The following is a 19,179-nucleotide window of genomic DNA, read 5'->3' on the forward strand; positions in this document are numbered from 1 at the left end:
ATAATCAATTTAAAAAAAAGACTCAAGATGATTCGTTTTGAGTCTTTTTTTTTTACGCCCATTTGGATTATGATTCAAAGTAAGTTTTTAGTTTTGTTTGTTATTATTACTTCATTCTTATTTAGTAATGACGCGAAAGAGAGTTGCGATTGTCTTGAAAATAAGGTAACTTTTTATTCATTTGATGCATTTCAATTCAATAAAGGGCAACTAAATTTGTTTCCTAAATCTACCACCAATACAGTCGTTTATCATGATTTTTATACTTTATCCTATAATGAAAAATATGAGCAGGCGGAGTGGGTTGCTTATGAGTTAAAAAAAGAACAAGTTGTTAATGCTTACTTTAAGCGTCCGTTTTTTATTCAAGACAAAAAAGTGAAAACCGGATCTGCCGATTGGCGTAATTACAAAAACTCAGGCTATGATAAAGGGCATTTGTGTCCGGCTGCTGATAGAGAGTTTAGTAAAGGAGCTTATGAAGCTACCTTTTTAACGTCAAACATAGCTCCACAAACACACGAATTCAATAGTGGTGTCTGGAATCGTTTGGAAGAAAAAATACGTTATTGGGCGGTTAAATATAATGGCTTGTATGTTGTTACAGCAGGTGTTTTGCAACCCAATTTGAAAACTATTGGTAAAGAAAAAGTAGTAGTGCCCAATTATTTCTATAAAATAGTTTTAGATGAATACCAAGGGAAATACAGAATGATTGCTTTTTTAATTCCTAATGATGAAAGTAAACTGCCTTTGTATGAATTTGTAGTCTCGGTAGACAAAATAGAGCAACTAACAGGTATTGATTTTTTTTATCAACTTCCTGATGCTGTAGAAAATCAATTAGAAAAATCGAGTAATTACAAGGATTGGAGTTTTAATTGATTACCATTCGTTAACCTTGTTGGCATCCATTTTAATGAATATAAAAAGCAAAATGGTAAATCCCCATAATCCAGAACCTCCATAAGAAAAGAAAGGTAATGGGATACCAATTGTTGGGAAAATTCCAGCAACCATCGCAATATTTACAAAAAAGTGGAGAAATAAAATGGCAGCAACAGAATAACCATAGACACGACTAAATTTTGTTTTTTGTCTTTCTGCCAAATAAATGATACGTAACAAGAGGATAACAAAGAGAGAAATTACGACTGTAGAACCCAAAAAACCCCATTCTTCTCCTACAGTAGTGAAAATATAATCCGTATGTTGTTCAGGCACAAAACCTCCTTTAGTTTGTGTTCCTTCTAAGAATCCTTTTCCTAACCATCCTCCAGAGCCGATTGCAATTTCTGATTGATTAGTGTTGTAGCCTATCCCTTTCATATCTACTGCTTTACCAAGTAGAATATTAAAACGGTCTCTATGGTGTTGTTTGAATACATTGTCAAAAACATAACTCACTGAAAGAACAAATCCTGAGATTAAGAGAAGTAAAATGCCACTTCTGACAATGTTTCTATCAGCTAATCTAGATTTGAAATGAATGGCAACAAGTACTAATGCAGCCAATAAGATAACTACATATGCTTCTAAAACTAAAGTTAAAACAAATAGTAAAATTGCTGAAAAACCTGTCCAAACATACCAAGCAGGTAATCCTTCTCTGTAAAGTACAATTATAAAAATACTATATACTAGGGCACTTCCTGGATCGGGTTGTGGTAAAATTAGTAATACAGGCAAGAATACTATGGCTAATGCTTGAAATTGTCTGTTTAAGTCCTTGAGATTGATTTGTGGATCACTCAGATATTTCGCTAAAGCAAGCGCGGTGGCCGCTTTTGCAAATTCTGATGGCTGTAAAGTAAAACTGCCAATGGCATACCAACATCTTTGACCCGCTATGGTTTTACCAAACGCAAATAGACCAAGTAGTGATACCAAAGAAACTACAAAAATAATCGAGGCATACTTTTCATAAAATTTACCATCCACATAGAGTACGGTAAAGATTAAGGGAATGGCAAATAATATAAATATAAGCTGTTTGTCTGAGGTGCCTTCTTCAGAAGAAAGAGAAGAAGAATAAATATTTAGCCATCCTAAAACAACTAGTGCAATGTATATTATTACACAAATCCAGTCGATATTGCTAGTTACACTTTGGTTTTTCATTTTATTACAAATGATTTAGTTTTTTTTAGTACTGTCTTTTTTAACAACTGCAGTAGGTGTTGGATTTTGTTTTTTCAATTTGAGTTGGGCAATAGAGTCTTTAATTCTTAATTCTCTTTTTACATCTTCATTTAACCCTCCCAATTTGGCATATTGACCTTGTAAACTTGTATTTAATATTCTAGTTTCAAGATCTGTTCTTGTGATTTTTTTCTTTAAATATTTTTCAATCATCAAACTTGCTATGGGTCCTGCGATAGTAGAACCAAATCCACCGTTTTCAATCATAATGGCGATAGCAATTTTAGGATTGTCTTTTGGGGCAAAAGCCACAAAAATAGAGTGGTCCTTTAACTGAGTTCTAACCCCATTAATTTTGGCAAAATTCTCAGCAGTACCTGTTTTTCCGCAAATGTCAATTCCTTCCACTCTCAAACCAGCTGCTGTACCCATATTATAAACGTCAAAAAGTCCACTAATAATGGGTTTGAAATGACTTTTGTCTATGGTGGTTACGTGCTTGGTAGTGAATTTTTTATCAATAGTCGTTCCTGCAATTTTTTTGATGATGTGAGGGGTGTAATAATAACCTTCATTTGCAACAGTTGCCATCATATTTGCTAACTGAATAGGAGTCATTAACACTTCTCCTTGTCCGATGGCGTTTGAAACAATAGCGGTACTTCTCCAGCCTCCGTTTGGATACATTCTTTTATAGGTTTCCGAAGTCGGGATTTTTCCTCGACGGCCTGTTGGTAAGTCATAGCCCATAAACTGTCCCAAACCAAAACTTTTTACGTGTTTACTCCAAACATCAACTGCATAACCTGGTTTTGCATATTTATTAATGGTTTTCATATACGCTGTTCCAAAAAAGGCGTTACAAGATTCATATATACCTCGGTGCAACTGCAGCAGTCCACCTCTACAGTGACAACGCATAAAGCGACCTCTTGCATAGCTAAATCCGTGATGACAAGCCACAGTAGTATTTTCGTCGATTACTTGTTCCTGAAGCGCTACGAGTCCAGTCATAATTTTGAAAGGAGATCCAGGAGGGTATTCTGCAAGTAAGCCTCTGTCATATAAGGGTTTTGCGATTGAATCGTGATACAATTTGGTGTAGTTTTTAGAACGTTGTCTTCCTACCAAAATGCCAGGATCATAAGAAGGTGCTGTAATTAATGCCAGAATTTCTCCAGTCTTTGGTTCTATGGCAACAATTCCTCCTCTCTTATTAACCATCAATTGTTCCCCATATTTTTGGATTTCGGCATCAATGGTTAGGGTAATGTCTTTACCTGGTACTGCTACAGTGTCGAAGCGACCTTCTTTGTAGGAACCAATTTCACGATTGTATTTGTCTTTTTGTATGTAAGTAACTCCTTTGATACCTCTAAGGATTTCTTCATAGCTTTCTTCAACACCTTGTTTTCCAATTAAATCCCCACTTTTGTAGTAAGGATTCTTTTTAATGATGTTGTCGTTTACTTGGGTAATAAAGCCAAAAATATTAGCGCCATAATCGGCTTCATAGTCTCTTAATGACCTTTTTTGGAAATAGAAACCTTCATAGTTTCTTATTTTTTCTTGAAATGCAGCAAATTCTACTTTATTTAACTGTGATAAAAATACAGATGGCAGCCTCGGACTATATACTTTAGCTTTTTCAATATTTTTTATGAAATCCTCTTTTTGAATATTTAAAAGTTGGCAAAATTCTAAAGTGTCTAAGTTGTTGATTTCTCTTGGAATCACCATGATATCATAAGAAGCTTGGTTGGCCACTAGGAGTTTTCCAAAACGGTCATAGATATATCCTCGCTCGGGATAATCGTATTTTATCTTTATAGCATTGTTTTCTGACTCTAGTTTAAAAGTGTCATCAATGATTTGAAGATAGAAAATTCGAAGTACAAGCAGAGCGGCTGCGATAATTATTAAAGCAGGCAACAAGACTTTTCTCATCGTTTATTTGGCTTAATAAGATAGATAATGGTTATGCTTAATAACAATGTAAATGCGGAACTCAATAAAGTTCTTAGAAGTACTTCTAGAATAAAACTAAATTCAAAAGCTTCTAAGGTAAATAATACAATATGATGTAATAGTATTGCGACCAATAAGAATGAGAAACGTTCAGGGGTCAATACATCATTTAATTTTACGGTTTGGTATTCGTAACTTAAGCCGAAAGAGAATTTAAATATAAATGGTCTAAAATAAGCCAGAATAAGACATGCGGTTGCGTGAACTCCTCCTGAATTTGTAAACATATCTAGAAGCAGTCCAAGTACAAAACTTGAGGCAAGAAGCGCTGTTTTGTTACCGTTTACAGGATATAAAATTATGAAGAGTATGTAAGGAAAGGGACTTATGTAGCCATAAAAATTCATATTATTGAAAACAATAATTTGTATTGCTAACAATAATATAAAACGGAAAAAATTGACAATTAACGTGCTATTCATCCTTCTTTCTTTGGTTTTCTAGTTGAGTCATTTCAATATTTCCTTTGCTTTTAAGGATATAAACATGCCCTAAGTTGGTCATATCATTGAATAACTTAATGCTTAAAGTGTAATAATTGGTTTGTTTGTCAATATAAATTTTATCAATTGTACCAATATTAATGTTTTCAGGAAAAATAACGGATTGTCCACCAGTTACAATTGTATCTCCTTTGCGGATTGCTGCTAGCCTCGGCAAGTCAATTAATTGTACAAATCCCGTGCTTTTACCATCCCATACCAATGAACCAAAATGATTTGATTTTTTAATCTTGGCATTAATTCTGGATTTTTTATTCAGAATACTAGCAACTGTAGCATAATTCTCTGAAGTGTCATCTGTAATACCAACTATACCCAAACTATTGATAACTCCCATATCAGGCTTAATGCCTTGTTTGGTACCTGCATCTAGAGTAAGGTAGTTTTCATATACACTATAGGAGTTTTTGATGACTTTTGCGACAACTATATCAGAGGGTTTTACTCCTTTTATGCTGTCTATTTTGCTCATAAAACTAGAATCTTTTACTTGAAAAAGCAGACTTCTTAGCATAGCGTTTTCTAAGGCTAAATCGTCATTCTCTTTTCTCAGGTTGAGGTATTCTTTTGCTTCGTTTATTTCTTTGTAAACACTTCCACTAACTACATTAGCTGAACTAATGACTTTGCTTCTGTGGAAAGAATGAAATTGAATTGTAAGTGTTAATGATATACCCAAAAGCAGCAAAAACAGTAATCTATAACTGTTTCTAGTAATAAAATTAAATATTTGCTGCATTTTGTAATGGTATAATTAAGTGGTTATTAGCGAATGTTTTTTATTGGTAACTGAAGAAAACGCTTACTTAATCAAGATACTTTTAAATTTAGTAATATTTTTTAAAGCCATTCCAGTTCCTCGTACAACTGCTCTCAAAGGATCTTCAGCTATGTAAACTGGTAAGTCAGTTTTTTGAGAAATTCGTTTGTCAAGTCCTCGTAACATTGATCCACCACCAGCTAAATAAATACCGGTGTTGTATATGTCGGCAGCTAACTCTGGAGGAGTTTGCGATAGCGTTTCCATTACTGCGTCTTCAATTCTTTGAATGGATTTGTCTAAAGCTTTCGCGATTTCTCGATACGATACTTCAACCTGTTTTGGTTTTCCAGTTAATAAATCTCTTCCTTGAACAGACATATCATCTGGTGGAGTTTCAAGATCTTCGATCGCAGCACCAATTTGTATCTTTATTTTTTCAGCTGTACTTTCTCCAACAAATAAATTGTGTTGGGTACGCATATAATAGACAATATCGTTAGTGAAAACATCTCCTGCAATTTTTACAGATTTGTCACAAACAATACCGCCTAAAGCAATTACGGCAATTTCAGTTGTACCACCACCTATATCAACAATCATGTTACCTTTTGGTTGCATAATATCGATACCGATACCAATTGCTGCTGCCATTGGTTCATGAATTAGATAAACTTCTTTTCCATTTACTCGCTCGCAAGATTCTTTTACAGCACGCATTTCAACTTCTGTAATTCCTGATGGAATACATACCACCATACGTAAGGCTGGAGTAAACATTTTTTTGTTTAATGCAGGGATGCTTTTGATGAACATACTGATCATTTTTTCAGAAGCATCAAAATCTGCAATTACACCATCTTTCAATGGCCTAATCGTTTTAATGTTTTCATGCGTTTTCCCCTGCATCATGTTGGCTTCTTTACCAACGGCAATGATTTTGCCTGATATTCTGTCTCTTGCCACAATAGAAGGACTGTCAATAACTACCTTATCATTGTGAATGATTAAAGTGTTTGCGGTACCAAGGTCTATCGCGATATCCTCAGTCATGAAATCAAAAAATCCCATACGTTTTTATGTATTGTAAAAATTATTTAACAAAGTTAAACAAATTAATGTTTAAAATGACGTGTTCCTGTAAATACCATTGCCAAATTGTTTTCGTTGCAATAATTGATACTTAATTCGTCTTTTATAGAGCCACCTGGCTGAATTACAGCTGTTATGCCCGCTTTTTTTGCCAATTCTACGCAGTCAGGAAAAGGGAAAAAAGCATCACTTGCCATAGATGCTCCCTCTAAGCTAAATCCAAATGCTTTTGCTTTGTCTACTGCTTGCATTAAAGCATCAACTCTAGAGGTTTGGCCAGTACCTGAAGCAATAAGTGTGCCGTTTTTGGCAAATACAATAGTGTTTGATTTGGTGTTTTTACAAACCTTTGATGCAAAAATCAAATCTTTCACTTCTTGTTCAGTTGGAGCTGTAATAGTTACCGTTTTTAAGTCTTCTGCTTTATCGGTAATATTGTTTCTGTCTTGAATTAATAATCCATTTAAGCAAGTACGAACTTGTCTCTCTGGTAAGGCTACTTCATTTTGAATTAAAATGATTCTGTTTTTCTTTTCTTGTAAAATAGTCAAAGCTTCTGCGTCATAAGCAGGTGCAATTACAACTTCGCAGAATAGTTTGTTTATTTCTGTAGCTGTTGCGATGTCTATTGTCGCATTTGCAATTAAAACACCACCAAAAGCAGATGTTGGGTCGCAAGCCAAAGCTGCATTATATGCTTCACTGATTGTTGTTCTAGTTGCTAAGCCACAAGCATTATTATGTTTTAAAATCGCAAAAGTAGGTCCGTCAGTTTTAAATTCATTGATTAAGTTTACAGCTGCATCAACGTCTAATAAGTTATTGTAGGATAACTCTTTTCCGTGAACTTTGTTAAACATAGCTTCGAATTCACCAAAGAAGAATCCTTTTTGATGAGGGTTTTCTCCATAACGAAGTACTTGACCGTTCTGAATACTTTCTTTATATATAGTTTCGTCTGTATTGAAATATTTGAAAATGGCTCCATCATAATGAGAAGAAACATGAAATGCTTTTGTAGCCAAAAGTTTTCTGTCTTCTAATGTTGTACTTCCATTTTGATTGGTAATCATGTCTAAAAACAAACCATACTGGTCCATTGATGAAACAATTACGGTGTCTTTGAAATTTTTGGCACCAGCACGAATTAATGAAATACCACCAATATCAATTTTTTCAATAATGTCCGCTTCGCTTGCTCCAGAAGCAACCGTTTTTTCAAATGGATACAAATCAACAATTACTAAATCTATTTGAGGGATTTCAAATTCCTTCATTTGTTGCACATCACTCTCGTTGTCTTGACGATTTAAGATACCACCAAACACTTTTGGGTGTAAAGTTTTTACTCTTCCACCAAGAATAGATGGGTAAGAAGTTACATCTTCTACAGGAATTACTGGAATACCTAAATTTTTAATGTATTCTTCGGTACCTCCGGTAGAATAAAAAACAACGTTTTGTTCGTGTAATTTTCTAACAATTGGCTCTAATCCGTCTTTTGAAAATACTGAAATTAAGGCCGATTGTATTTTTTTAGTAGTGCTCATGTGTAGTAGTTTTTTTGAAAGTGCAAAAATAGTTAATTTTTATATATAAAATCACAGGAAATGCTGTAACATTTTTATTTAAATTCGTACTTATTGAAGTATTATTTTAATTAGGTTTTTGAATTAAATTTAATGAATTTTACCCTAACCCAATTTTTAAGTCTATGGTAGTATATCTTCGGTTATTGAAAGAGAGTTTTAGCTTTGCAATGAATGCGTTGTTGGCAAATAAATTAAGGACTTTACTTTCCTTACTAGGCGTTACTATTGGTATTTTTTCGATTATTGCAGTGCTAGCTGCTGTAGATTCTTTAGACAGAAAAATATCGAAAGACTTGAGTAGTTTGGATAAAAACACCATTTACTTGATGAAGTTTTCTTTCGGTCCAACAGAAATACCACAATGGAAAAGAGAACAATTTCCTAATGTAAAATATGACGAATATATTTACATGAAGGGCGCAATGACAGAAACAGAGCAGATGGCGTATCAGATTTTTACTAAAAGAGAATCTATTAAACATGAGTCAAAAACCGTTAGTGATGTGAATATTGTTCCTGTTTCACATGAATTTATCGATATACAAGGACTGGAATTTGAGCAAGGGCGTTTTTACAATGAATCTGAAGCTAATTCTGGCGCCGCAGTAATCGTTTTAGGGAATGAAATTGCGACATCTTTATTCGAAGGAAGTGACCCAATTGGTAAAACCGTTCGTTTGTATGGTAAGCGTTTCAATGTGATTGGTGTTTTAAAGAAAAAGGGTTCTGGAATTTTTGATGAAGATGATACCTCTGCATTTATTCCTGTAAATTTTGTTCGTCAATTGTATGGAGATAATAATGATGGTTTGACGAACGTAATTATTTTAAAACCAGAAAAAGGTGTCGATATGGAAGCTTATAAAGGTGAAATTATTCAAAAGTTGAGAGCCTTTCGTGGGTTAAAGGCCGGTGAAATCGACAATTTTTTCATCAATGTTTTCTCAGGTTTTACAGATTTTATTGATGGAATTATCGGGCAAATGAATGTAGTTGGCTGGATAATAAGTGGGTTTTCTTTATTAGTTGGTGGATTTGGAATTGCAAATATTATGTTTGTTTCTGTAAAAGAACGAACCAATTTGATTGGAATTCAAAAATCTTTGGGAGCCAAAAACCGATTTATTTTATTCCAGTTTTTATTCGAAGCTATAATTCTTTCTCTAATTGGAGGTTTAATTGGGTTGTTTTTTGTTTGGATTATTGCCTTAGTTTTGACCAACGCATTAGATTTTGAATTTGTCCTAGGTTTTGGAAATATTTTGTTGGGCACAAGTCTTGCAGCTTTTATTGGGTTGCTATCTGGAATTTTGCCTGCAATTTCAGCTGCCAATTTAGACCCTGTTGAGGCGATTCGAACAGGGATGTAATTTGTATTCTAGCTTGAAAGCTAATAGTTTTTTTGATTACTGAATTGGCTTTATTTCGTAGATTAATTAAAAGCTGCATTTGGATTGTAAGTTCAAAGCATTATAATAAAATCAGAAAGCCTTCTTGTTGTGATAAACGAGAAGGCTTTTTTTAATTTCAAAACTCAACCACTACACTCTGTTTTTGTTCTTAAAACTTGATAAAAATCAAAATCCTACACCAAAAAGTCTTTTCGATGTAGGATTGTTTGTGATTTAATATAAAAGCTATCCTCTATAAATTATACTTCACAGAGAAAATCAAATAACGAGGTTGTACGGTATATTGAGAAGTTCTTGTAGCGAACTGCGAAAAACTATCGTCGTTGAGTGAGGTAGTATTCAATAAATTCGTACCGCTTATTTTATACTCTAATTTGCTGTTCTTCTTTTGGTAAATCAAACTAGCGTTCAAAAAATCGTATTCATTATTTACCGTTTTGTCATTGTTGTAATAATGATAGAACTCATATTCGGCCACAAAAGAAAAACTGTCTAAGAAATAGTAATCTAACTTGGCAAAAGGGCGGTCGGTATAAAAAGTATTATTATTATAGTCATTGATTACCATATTGTAGCCTACTTCTAAATTGGGCAGGCTTTTGTAATTGGTAGACGCTCTCAAGGTATAACTTTGGGTAAAACTCTCATTAGCGATAGTTACATTGTTCTGTTTGTTATTGAATTTCGACCAGTTCAAATTAGTATCAAATGATGCTTTGTAATTTTTCAAAAACGAACGTCCATAAGAGGCGCGACCCGAAATGGTTTCATCAGCAAAAGGAGAGTTAAAAGGCACAGACGTTTGGTTTACCCCGTCAAAAGTAGCATCTGTTTTAATGGCATCTACCGTTTTGGTGTAGTTCACAAAAGCGGTAATGTTTTCCATATTGAACATATTGTATTTGAAATAACGCAGCGAATGTTGTTGCGCCGTAGCATTTTCTAGTCCTCTGAAACCGCGAGTTAAACTGTTGTAGTTTGAGAAAACATATCCTTCAATCAATTTATTGATATCGGTAAAATTGTTGGTATACGAAAAATTATAAGTCAAAGTCTCGGCTTTTTTGATTTGGTAAATTGCTACAAAATCGGGTAAGGCTCTGAAGAATTTCTGACTGAATTCGGTTCCTAATTGCGCATTGGTCATATTGTAACTGTGCAAACTAACTCCTGGAGTAAACGTAAATTTTCCCGTAAGAATCTTATAATGCAATCCTAAAAACACATCATTAAAACGATAATCCACATCGTTAGTATTCTCCGAAGCATTCAAATCGTTTACGGAGCCATTATCCAAAAGCTGAAAAATAGAGGAATTAAAATTTTGATACGAATAGGTATTGCCTAAAGTCAAATTGATATTGCTTTTTGGGGTCAACATATAGTAATAATCCAACTTAGCATCGATTTTGTTTGTTTTTACAAATCGGGTTTGGTTGATGTCGTTTCTATTTTGCCCTGGCTGATAACCACTTAAAATAAAGGGCTGAGATTGCAAATTAGCATTGTAAAAAGGGTCTTCCTCTTGGTATAAACTTTGCATTTCTACCGCAAAGACATTTTTTTCATTTAAGGTAAAATACGCACTCAAATTCTGATTTACCGATATTGGGTCTTGCTCTTTTAGCGTAGCAATAGATTCCGTAGCCGAAACGTTCTGCACTATCGATTCACGAAGCAACGAAGTGTTTTCATCTTGTTTGGACAACTTGGTCAACACATCATAATCCAACTGAAAATTGGTCGACGGCTTGTAGGTCGTGCTCAACTTGAATAAACCCAAATTACTGGTTTGGTGTGCTACTTCTTTTCGATTTTCGGTAGAAGCTACTTCTGAGGAATTCGGTTTCAAGATATTATTCTGAGAAATGGTTTCTAAATCGGTAATCGAAGAAGAAACAATTCCAAAACCACTAAAACTCCAAGCTTTATTTACATTGTACGAGAAATTGGTCGCGCCAAACTTGGTGTCAATTTCTTTGGCTCTATTGTTTCTTGCCAAAGCAATTCCCAAATCATTAGAAGATACGTTAAAACTAGAACCTCCCTTAGCTGACAATCCACGGAATCCTCCCGTAAATTTAAAGTAATCCTGAATGGTCAATGGCAATTCGCCTATGTTGTTGAAATTCGAAATCAAATTCACACTGTACTTTGGACTGTAGTAAAACAATTTCGGATTAATCACATACCTGCTTTCTTTATGAGCTACTCCAACACCCGCGTTGATATCTCCAAACCAAAAGTTCTTCTTCCCAGATTTCAATTTGATATTCATTCCAATATTGTCTTGGTTGTTTTCCACCCCTTTCAATATCGAATTCTCGTTGTAATTACGCAATACTTGAATCTTATCAATCGCATCGGCAGGGATATTTTTTACTCCCAATTTGGTGTCCCCATCAAAAAAGTCTTTCCCTTCTACCATCAATTTGGTCACCTTTTTGCCTTCCACTTCAATCTCTCCGTCGGCATTTACCTCCACACCAGGCAATTTTTTCAACACATCTTCCAGTTTTCGTTCGGTACCCGATTTAAATGAATCGGCATTGTACACAATCGTGTCTCCTTTTATAGAAACTGGCATTTCACGTACAATCTCAACTCCGTCCAATTCGATGCCACCCGCGTCTAAAGCAATATTTTTGACTAAATTAGTAGTAGCTGTAGTTACTTCGACCTCTTTATTTTGCATCCCCAAAAAACTCACTTTAATTAGGTAAGTCGTATTCGGTTTCAAATTCAGTGTAAACTTTCCTTTGTCATTCGTTATGGCATAGGCATCCATCGCTTTGGTGGTTTTATTCACCGCCATTACGTTCGCCATTTCAAGTCCCGCATTTTTAGAGTCGGTAATCAAACCATCAAGTTTAATGGTTTGTGCAAAAGATAAAGTAGTAAAAAGAAAAAAGGCAATTCGAAGCAATGCTTTCATAAAGAGGTTATTGAATGGGTTAGTTGTAGTGTTTTATTTTGGAGCAGCAACAATGGGCTTTTGAACCAGCAAAGTCCCGTCGTCCGCTATATCTTTGCCTTTTGTAAAGAAAAAAGGCAAAGGATGCCGCTCCCACCGGGGCTAGAAGGTGGCATTATTTTGTTTTTGTTGTTATTTTTAAATTAAAAAAGGAAGTATTAACCTCCTATTCTCATTCTAAATCCACCATTATTTCCGCCTCTTCCACGATTCATCTCACGGAATTCCTCCATTTTTTTAATCACCGTTTCGTCAAAATCTTTTTGGTTGATTACTTTACCATTCGTGGCGGGTTTTATAGCTGCTTTCTCTTTAGGGTTCAAAACAACTTTAGAACATAAAATCACGGTTTTACCATCGTTAACTTCCAGAATCAAACCAGGCAATCCCCAATAGCCTTCTGGACCTTGGTTTACAGGAATTTCTGGGGTATACCACGCTGTGATTGTCACCTCTTTTGGAATGTCTAACTCATCCATAAAGCTGGTTTTCTTTGGTTCGCCCGCTTTCTCAGTGGCGTCTTTTTTAGTCTCGTCTTTTTTCTCGTCTCTTGGTCTAAAATTTCTAAAATCGGTTTTACTAACCGGACGAACAGCAGTCGCTTTATAGCAATTGTAACCGCCAATTACTCTCGTTTCGCCTTCCATTTTCCATTTTAGGTTGGTCAGCGTGTCTTTTACCAAGAATTCTTTCCCCATAAATTCTTTGTCCACTGTATAGCTTTTGTCTTTTACATTTTTGTAATACGTTCCGCCACCGCCAGTCATAGAGGCCATCATTCGCATTCCGCCGCCGCCATCTTGTCCTGGAGCGTCTAATTTTTCTTCTTCTTTATAAATAGATGCCGATTTGTCAAAATTGAGTATGAATGTTTTTTCAAACATTTTTTTCATTCGGTCCTCGATATTTTTCATCATTTCGGGAGTAATATTCTTATTTCCTTCCATTCTGGTCTTAAAATCAGCTGTACTCGTTTTAGACTCATACACTGCCATCCCTTGAAATTCCTGAGCTCTAAGCCCAATACTGCTCAATACAAGCGCGGTCAAAAGCAAAATAATTTTATACATAGTTTCCAAATTTTTCAATAAGACGAGATTCAAATTCATTTGTTACAGCATTAGTTTATAAATAACTATAGACTTAAGAAAAATGAAAAGGTTTAATTGTAAATTAGCGAAATGAAGAAGTATTTACTATTTTTAATAGCATTTTCGTTTTTTGCCCAATGCTATTCTCAAATCAAGGGGATTCCAACGCAAGAAATGCCGAACACTCCCAAAACAGTCACGTTTTTGGCTCACGACGCTTTTGATTATGCCTATACAATAGAAAATAACGTTTTCAAGAAAAGTAAAGGCTCCGAAAACTGGGAATATAAAAACGTAACCTTAGGAAAAATCACCAAAGTCGACCTTCAAAATCCACTCAAAATAGTTTTGTTTTATGAGGATTTCAATACCGTCATTTTACTCGATAACCAACTCAACGAAAGTCAGAAGATTAATTTTTCGGAGCACCCTACGCCAATCAATGCAACTGCCGTAGGTATTGCGGGTCAAAATCAATTGTGGGTGTACAACAACCTCAATCAACAAATCGGATTGTATGACTATCTCAAAAACGAGTACAAAACTATTAGCACACCTCTTGCTGGAAAAATCAAGCAGTACACCACCGACTTTAATTCCTTTATATGGATGGATGACAGTGGAGAAGGCTACGCTTGCTCGTTGTTTGGTGCCATCGAAAACTTAGGAAAATTTCCAAATGCTGACCAACTTCAAATCATCAGCTCCAACCAAATACTTTACAGTTTGGACCAAAAAATAACACTATTGAGCCGACAAAAAGATAAATCGTGGGCAAGTACACTACTTCAGCTTCCTGAAAAAAGGTTTGAAAAATTCTATTACCAAGCCCAAATTTTATCTATTTTTACAACCGAAGGAATTTATAATTTTAAAATCATACTACCGTAATGCACATAGCAGTAGCAGGAAACATAGGTTCAGGAAAAACTACCTTAACACAATTATTGTCGAAACATTTTAAATGGGAACCACATTACGAAGACGTAGTAGACAACCCTTATTTGGATGATTTTTACCACCAAATGGAACGCTGGTCTTTTAATCTGCAAATTTATTTTTTGAACAGTCGTTTTCGTCAAGTAATGCAAATCCGTCAAAGCGGTAAAAAAATCATTCAAGACCGCACCATTTACGAAGATGCTCATATTTTCGCACCCAATTTGCACGCTATGGGATTAATGACCAATCGAGATTTTCAGAATTATGCTTCCTTATTTGAATTGATGGAAACGATGGTGCAACCACCAGATTTATTGATTTACTTAAGAAGTTCCATTCCTAATTTGGTAGGACAAATTCACAAACGCGGACGCGAATACGAAAACTCTATTTCTATTGATTATTTGAGCCGCTTGAACGAACGTTACGAAGCGTGGATTCAAAGTTATACGAAAGGAAAACTTTTGGTGATTGATGTAGACAATATCAATTTTGTAGACAATCCAGAAGACTTAGGTAATATCATTAACCGAATTGACGCAGAATTGAACGGATTGTTTTAGAAACACAGATTACTAAGATTTATAAAAACTAAAAGCTTTGCAGATGCAAGGCTTTTTTGTTGATTGGATAAAAAAACACCTCACAACAAAATAATGTTGTGAGGTGTTTGTAGTTTGAACTAGTGCCAAAGCAATTAACTTGACATAGTAATGGTGTTATTTCAAAGCTTGCACTTTCGCTTTCACTTCTTCTTCGGTTCCTTCGAAAGTTTGCGTCGTGGTCGTTCCATTGGCTGTAGTGGTCACTGTAGCTTTGGTTTTCCCGTTTTCATTGGTCATTTCAACACGAACATCTTTCATAGTAGTCAATTTGATGGTTTGTGTTTTTTCGCCCACAAATTTTCCATCAGCATCGTACATAGACAAACATTTGGCGGTACATTCTTCTGAACAACCATTTTCCTTGCACATCGCTGCGCACTCGTCTTTGGTCATTGTTGCCATTTTTGCAGGGTCGCATTTTTTGGCTTCGCACATCATTTCTTTTGTAGCTCCACCTGCGCAACAAGACGCCGTAGCAACCGTATCAGAATGCCCACTTCCTAAAATTGGAGCAATCACTAATCCAATCAAACAAGTCAATTTGATTAAAATATTCATAGATGGTCCAGAGGTATCTTTGAAAGGGTCTCCAACTGTATCTCCAGTTACCGCCGCTTTGTGTGCATCAGAACCTTTGTACGTCATTTCTCCATTAATCATAACCCCTGCTTCGAAAGATTTCTTAGCATTGTCCCAAGCACCTCCAGCATTATTTTGGAAAACTGCCCATAATACTCCAGATACAGTTACTCCAGCCATATAGCCTCCTAACATTTCAGCAATCAATTGGTTGTTATCACCGTAAACTAATTTACCAAGTAACACAATAGCGATTGGAAAACCAATGGTTAAAATACCTGGTAACATCATTTCGCGTAAAGCGGCTTTCGTTGAAATTTCCACACATTTACCATATTCTGGTCTTCCAGTTCCTTCCATAATTCCAGGAATTTCTTTGAACTGACGACGTACTTCATACACCATATCCATCGCAGCTTTTCCAACAGAATTCATTGCTAAAGCAGAGAAAACCACTGGAATCATTCCACCCACAAATAACATCGCTAAAACAGGAGCTTTGAAAATGTTGATTCCATCAATTCCTGTAAAAGTTACATAAGCCGCAAACAAAGCCAATGAAGTTAATGCTGCAGAAGCAATCGCAAAACCTTTTCCAGTTGCAGCGGTTGTATTTCCAACAGAATCCAAAATATCTGTTCTTGTACGTACTTCTTTTGGTAACTCACTCATTTCAGCAATTCCACCTGCATTGTCTGAGATAGGTCCAAATGCATCGATTGCTAATTGCATAGCAGTAGTAGCCATCATTGCTGAAGCAGCTAAAGCCACACCATAAAATCCTGCCAAAGCATAAGAAGCCCAAATTGCGGCTGCAAATAATAAAACCGTTGGGAAGGTTGAAATCATTCCTGTTGCTAAACCAGCAATGACGTTAGTTCCTGCACCTGTACTTGATTTTTGAACAATCGCCATAACTGGTTTTGTTCCTAGCCCTGTATAATATTCCGTCACAGATGAAATAGTTCCACCTACAACCAAACCAACAATCGTAGCGTAGAAAACACGAATTGAGTCGATATCTTTCATTCCTTCGCCATAAAACTCCATTTTCATAGTCGTAGGCAACATATATTGTACTAAAAAGTAACAAGACACTAAGGTTAAAACAATAGAAACCCAGTTTCCAATATTTAATGCTTTTTGAACTTGTGCTTCTTTAGCATCATCACTGCTGATTTTTACCAACATGGTTCCGATGATAGAAAACAAAATTCCAAATCCAGCAATCGCCATTGGTAATAATATTGGACCGATTCCGCCAAAGGCATCTTCGATTTTACCACCCATATCTTTAATCACGTAGTTTCCAAGAACCATTGCCGCCAATACAGTCGCTACATACGAACCAAATAAATCGGCACCCATACCAGCAACGTCACCTACGTTATCACCAACGTTATCTGCAATTGTAGCAGGATTTCTTGGGTCATCTTCTGGAATTCCAGCTTCTACTTTACCTACTAAGTCGGCACCAACATCGGCTGCTTTGGTGTAAATTCCACCACCAACACGAGCGAACAAAGCGATAGATTCAGCTCCTAACGAAAAACCAGCTAAGGTTTCTAGAACAATCGTCATGTCTTCTGTAGACGTCCATTCTCCATTCATAAAGATTCTGAAAAAGATAATAAAAAAACCGGTCAACCCTAAAACAGCTAAACCGGCTACACCTAATCCCATTACAGTTCCTCCACCAAAAGACACTTTTAAAGCTTGAGGTAAACTAGTACGTGCGGCTTGAGTAGTTCTTACATTGGTTTTAGTGGCGATTTTCATTCCCATATTTCCAGCCAAAGCTGAGAAAAATGCCCCAAAGATAAAGGCGATAACTATTAACAAATGGGTTTTTACGCCAGGCAAGAAAGTTATCCCTGCCAATACTGCACTTGCTAAAAGGACAAATACAGCTAATAATCTATATTCTGCTTTTAAAAAGGCCAAAGCCCCTTCATAAATGTAATCTGATATTTCTTTCATTTTGCCGTCACCAGCATCTTGTTTGAGCACCCAGGCTCGTTTTGCGAACATGAACATAAGTCCAATAAGCGCCATAAAAATTGGCACATAAATCATAAATGTATTCATAAAAAAATGTTATTTTTTGATTAATTATAAAATCTAGTTGGTAACGAATTTAAGCAAAAAAAAGCAACACTCATTGCTGAGTATTGCTTTTTTTATAAAAAATGAAGGGTAAATTTATTTAATACTAAATAATCCTTCTGGTTTATTTTCGATATCATCAAAACGCTGCGTGCATTCTTTGATGATAGCATAGGCTTCATTCACATCTCCCCAACCTTCTACATCTACTTTCTTGTGCTCTAAATCTTTGTAAACTTGAAAGAAATGTTCAATCTCTTTTAACAAGTGTGGATTCACATCTGAAAGATTTTCTAATGAATTCCAAATTGGGTCAGAAACCGGTACACAGATTACTTTTTCGTCTGGTCCTTTATCGTCTGCCATATGAAAAACTCCAATTGGTTTTACTTCCATTACACATCCAGGAAAAGTTGGCTCGTTTACCAATACCAATACATCCAATGGGTCGCCATCTAGGGCTAATGTTTCGGGAATAAATCCGTAGTCTGCTGGATACATCATAGAAGAGAATAACATTCTGTCGAAACGCATTCTTTTGATAGCAAAATCGTACTCGTATTTATTTCTACTTCCTCTTGGTATTTCGATTAATACATCGAAAGTTTTTAATTTGTCTGCAGTCATTTTTATTAAGTCTTAGCTTTTTATAAATTTTTTGCAAAAGTATACAAACCGAACGTTTTTACAAGAAAAAAATAAGGATATATAACTATAACGTTTTCGTTAATTAGGGATTGTAGACCACTTTTCGGTTGCGCTTACACAAATAATGATGCCATAATAAATAGGTAGCAAATGAACGATAAGGTTGCCAATGTTGTGCACGTTGCTCCATCATCTCTTTGTCGTGTATCTCAAATAATTCTTTGAAAGTATTTACCACGGCTATATCACCAAGAGGCAACAAATCTGGTGCTTGAAGCGAAAACATCAAATAAATATCGATAGTCCAATGACCGATGCCTTTTATTTTGATTAATTTTTCGCGAACCACTTCGGGAGAAAGTGATGACAATTCTTCTAAAACCAATTCTTTTGAAAGGAGTGCGGCAGTCAAAGCTTTGATATAGGATATTTTTTGACGACTAACACCCACTGCCTTCAATTGCTCATCACTAAGTTGCACAACCATTGCTGGAGAAAAGGGTTTTGCGATTTCTTTTACTCGCAAAAAAGTCGCTTTGGCTGAATCAATTGAAACTTGTTGTTCTAGAATCAAGAGTACGAGTGTCTCGAAACCTTCGGGGCGTTGTGGAATTGTAGGCAAACCGTACTTTTCAACTATAGTCTTGAAAATGGGTTCTTGGGTAATTAATAACGAAAAAGGTTCTTGCATAATCGATTTTTTAG

15 protein-coding genes are annotated in these 19,179 nt (G+C 35.5%); 4 read left to right on the plus strand and 11 right to left on the minus strand.

Features of this window, described 5'->3' with window-relative positions; genetic code table 11:
* The first annotated feature begins 27 nt into the window (after positions 1 to 27).
* On the plus strand, positions 28 to 885 hold the full coding sequence (locus tag ACSVH9_RS06260) for a DNA/RNA non-specific endonuclease (RefSeq protein WP_438062955.1): 858 nt from the start codon (positions 28 to 30) through the stop codon (positions 883 to 885).
* Here ACSVH9_RS06260 and rodA read toward each other — a convergent pair whose 3' ends face one another.
* From rodA to purH, 6 genes are all read right to left on the minus strand, one after another.
* Positions 886 to 2,121 (minus strand): rod shape-determining protein RodA, encoded by a 1,236-nt coding sequence (gene rodA, locus ACSVH9_RS06265; RefSeq protein ID WP_438062956.1) that lies wholly within the window; start codon positions 2,119 to 2,121, stop codon positions 886 to 888. It lies immediately after the preceding gene.
* A 15-nt stretch (positions 2,122 to 2,136) separates the two neighbouring features.
* The gene (gene mrdA, locus ACSVH9_RS06270; protein WP_438062957.1) at positions 2,137 to 4,089 is read right to left on the minus strand and encodes a penicillin-binding protein 2; all 1,953 of its coding nucleotides are present in this window, start codon (positions 4,087 to 4,089) and stop codon (positions 2,137 to 2,139) included.
* Positions 4,086 to 4,592, minus strand: coding sequence for a rod shape-determining protein MreD (locus ACSVH9_RS06275; RefSeq protein WP_438062958.1), 507 nt, complete (start codon positions 4,590 to 4,592; stop codon positions 4,086 to 4,088). The genes mrdA and ACSVH9_RS06275 overlap by 4 nt, the downstream gene beginning before the upstream one ends.
* A complete protein-coding gene (gene mreC, locus ACSVH9_RS06280) occupies positions 4,585 to 5,412 on the minus strand; it encodes a rod shape-determining protein MreC (RefSeq protein ID WP_159687835.1) in 828 nt (275 codons plus the stop codon). Before mreC ends, ACSVH9_RS06275 begins: the two co-directional genes overlap by 8 nt.
* A 63-nt stretch (positions 5,413 to 5,475) precedes the next feature.
* On the minus strand, positions 5,476 to 6,504 hold the full coding sequence (locus tag ACSVH9_RS06285) for a rod shape-determining protein (protein WP_159687832.1): 1,029 nt from the start codon (positions 6,502 to 6,504) through the stop codon (positions 5,476 to 5,478).
* A gap of 44 nt (positions 6,505 to 6,548) precedes the next feature.
* Positions 6,549 to 8,075 (minus strand): bifunctional phosphoribosylaminoimidazolecarboxamide formyltransferase/IMP cyclohydrolase, encoded by a 1,527-nt coding sequence (gene purH / locus ACSVH9_RS06290; RefSeq protein ID WP_438062959.1) that lies wholly within the window; start codon positions 8,073 to 8,075, stop codon positions 6,549 to 6,551.
* 164 nt (positions 8,076 to 8,239) lie between these two features.
* Between purH and ACSVH9_RS06295 the strand changes: the two genes are divergently transcribed.
* A complete protein-coding gene (locus ACSVH9_RS06295; RefSeq protein ID WP_438062960.1) occupies positions 8,240 to 9,487 on the plus strand; it encodes an ABC transporter permease in 1,248 nt (415 codons plus the stop codon).
* Positions 9,488 to 9,761: 274 nt separating this feature from the next.
* Here the strand turns inward: ACSVH9_RS06295 and ACSVH9_RS06300 are convergent, their stop codons facing one another.
* On the minus strand, positions 9,762 to 12,464 hold the full coding sequence (locus ACSVH9_RS06300; RefSeq protein ID WP_438062961.1) for a carboxypeptidase-like regulatory domain-containing protein: 2,703 nt from the start codon (positions 12,462 to 12,464) through the stop codon (positions 9,762 to 9,764).
* Between the two features lie 197 nt (positions 12,465 to 12,661).
* Positions 12,662 to 13,573, minus strand: coding sequence for a GLPGLI family protein (locus ACSVH9_RS06305; RefSeq protein WP_159687821.1), 912 nt, complete (start codon positions 13,571 to 13,573; stop codon positions 12,662 to 12,664).
* A gap of 111 nt (positions 13,574 to 13,684) precedes the next feature.
* On the opposite strand from ACSVH9_RS06305, the gene ACSVH9_RS06310 reads away from it, so the two are divergent.
* Together ACSVH9_RS06310 and ACSVH9_RS06315 are read left to right on the plus strand one after the other, a co-directional pair.
* Positions 13,685 to 14,485 (plus strand): hypothetical protein, encoded by an 801-nt coding sequence (locus ACSVH9_RS06310; RefSeq protein WP_438062962.1) that lies wholly within the window; start codon positions 13,685 to 13,687, stop codon positions 14,483 to 14,485.
* Positions 14,485 to 15,099: a deoxynucleoside kinase gene (locus tag ACSVH9_RS06315; protein ID WP_300977927.1), complete on the plus strand. Its 615-nt coding sequence runs from the start codon at positions 14,485 to 14,487 to the stop codon at positions 15,097 to 15,099. Before ACSVH9_RS06310 ends, ACSVH9_RS06315 begins: the two co-directional genes overlap by 1 nt.
* Before the next feature lie 156 nt (positions 15,100 to 15,255).
* Here the strand turns inward: ACSVH9_RS06315 and ACSVH9_RS06320 are convergent, their stop codons facing one another.
* From ACSVH9_RS06320 to ACSVH9_RS06330, 3 genes are all read right to left on the minus strand, one after another.
* Entirely contained in the window at positions 15,256 to 17,808 is a 2,553-nt protein-coding gene (locus ACSVH9_RS06320) for a sodium-translocating pyrophosphatase (protein WP_438062963.1), read from the minus strand.
* A 114-nt stretch (positions 17,809 to 17,922) separates the two neighbouring features.
* A complete protein-coding gene (locus tag ACSVH9_RS06325) occupies positions 17,923 to 18,453 on the minus strand; it encodes an inorganic diphosphatase (RefSeq protein WP_438062964.1) in 531 nt (176 codons plus the stop codon).
* Between the two features lie 103 nt (positions 18,454 to 18,556).
* Positions 18,557 to 19,165: a DNA-3-methyladenine glycosylase family protein gene (locus ACSVH9_RS06330; RefSeq protein ID WP_438062965.1), complete on the minus strand. Its 609-nt coding sequence runs from the start codon at positions 19,163 to 19,165 to the stop codon at positions 18,557 to 18,559.
* Positions 19,166 to 19,179: the final 14 nt, after the last annotated feature.

Origin of the sequence: Flavobacterium sp. RSSB_23, assembly GCF_051547145.1 — a bacterium.
Classification (GTDB): Bacteria; Bacteroidota; Bacteroidia; order Flavobacteriales; family Flavobacteriaceae; genus Flavobacterium.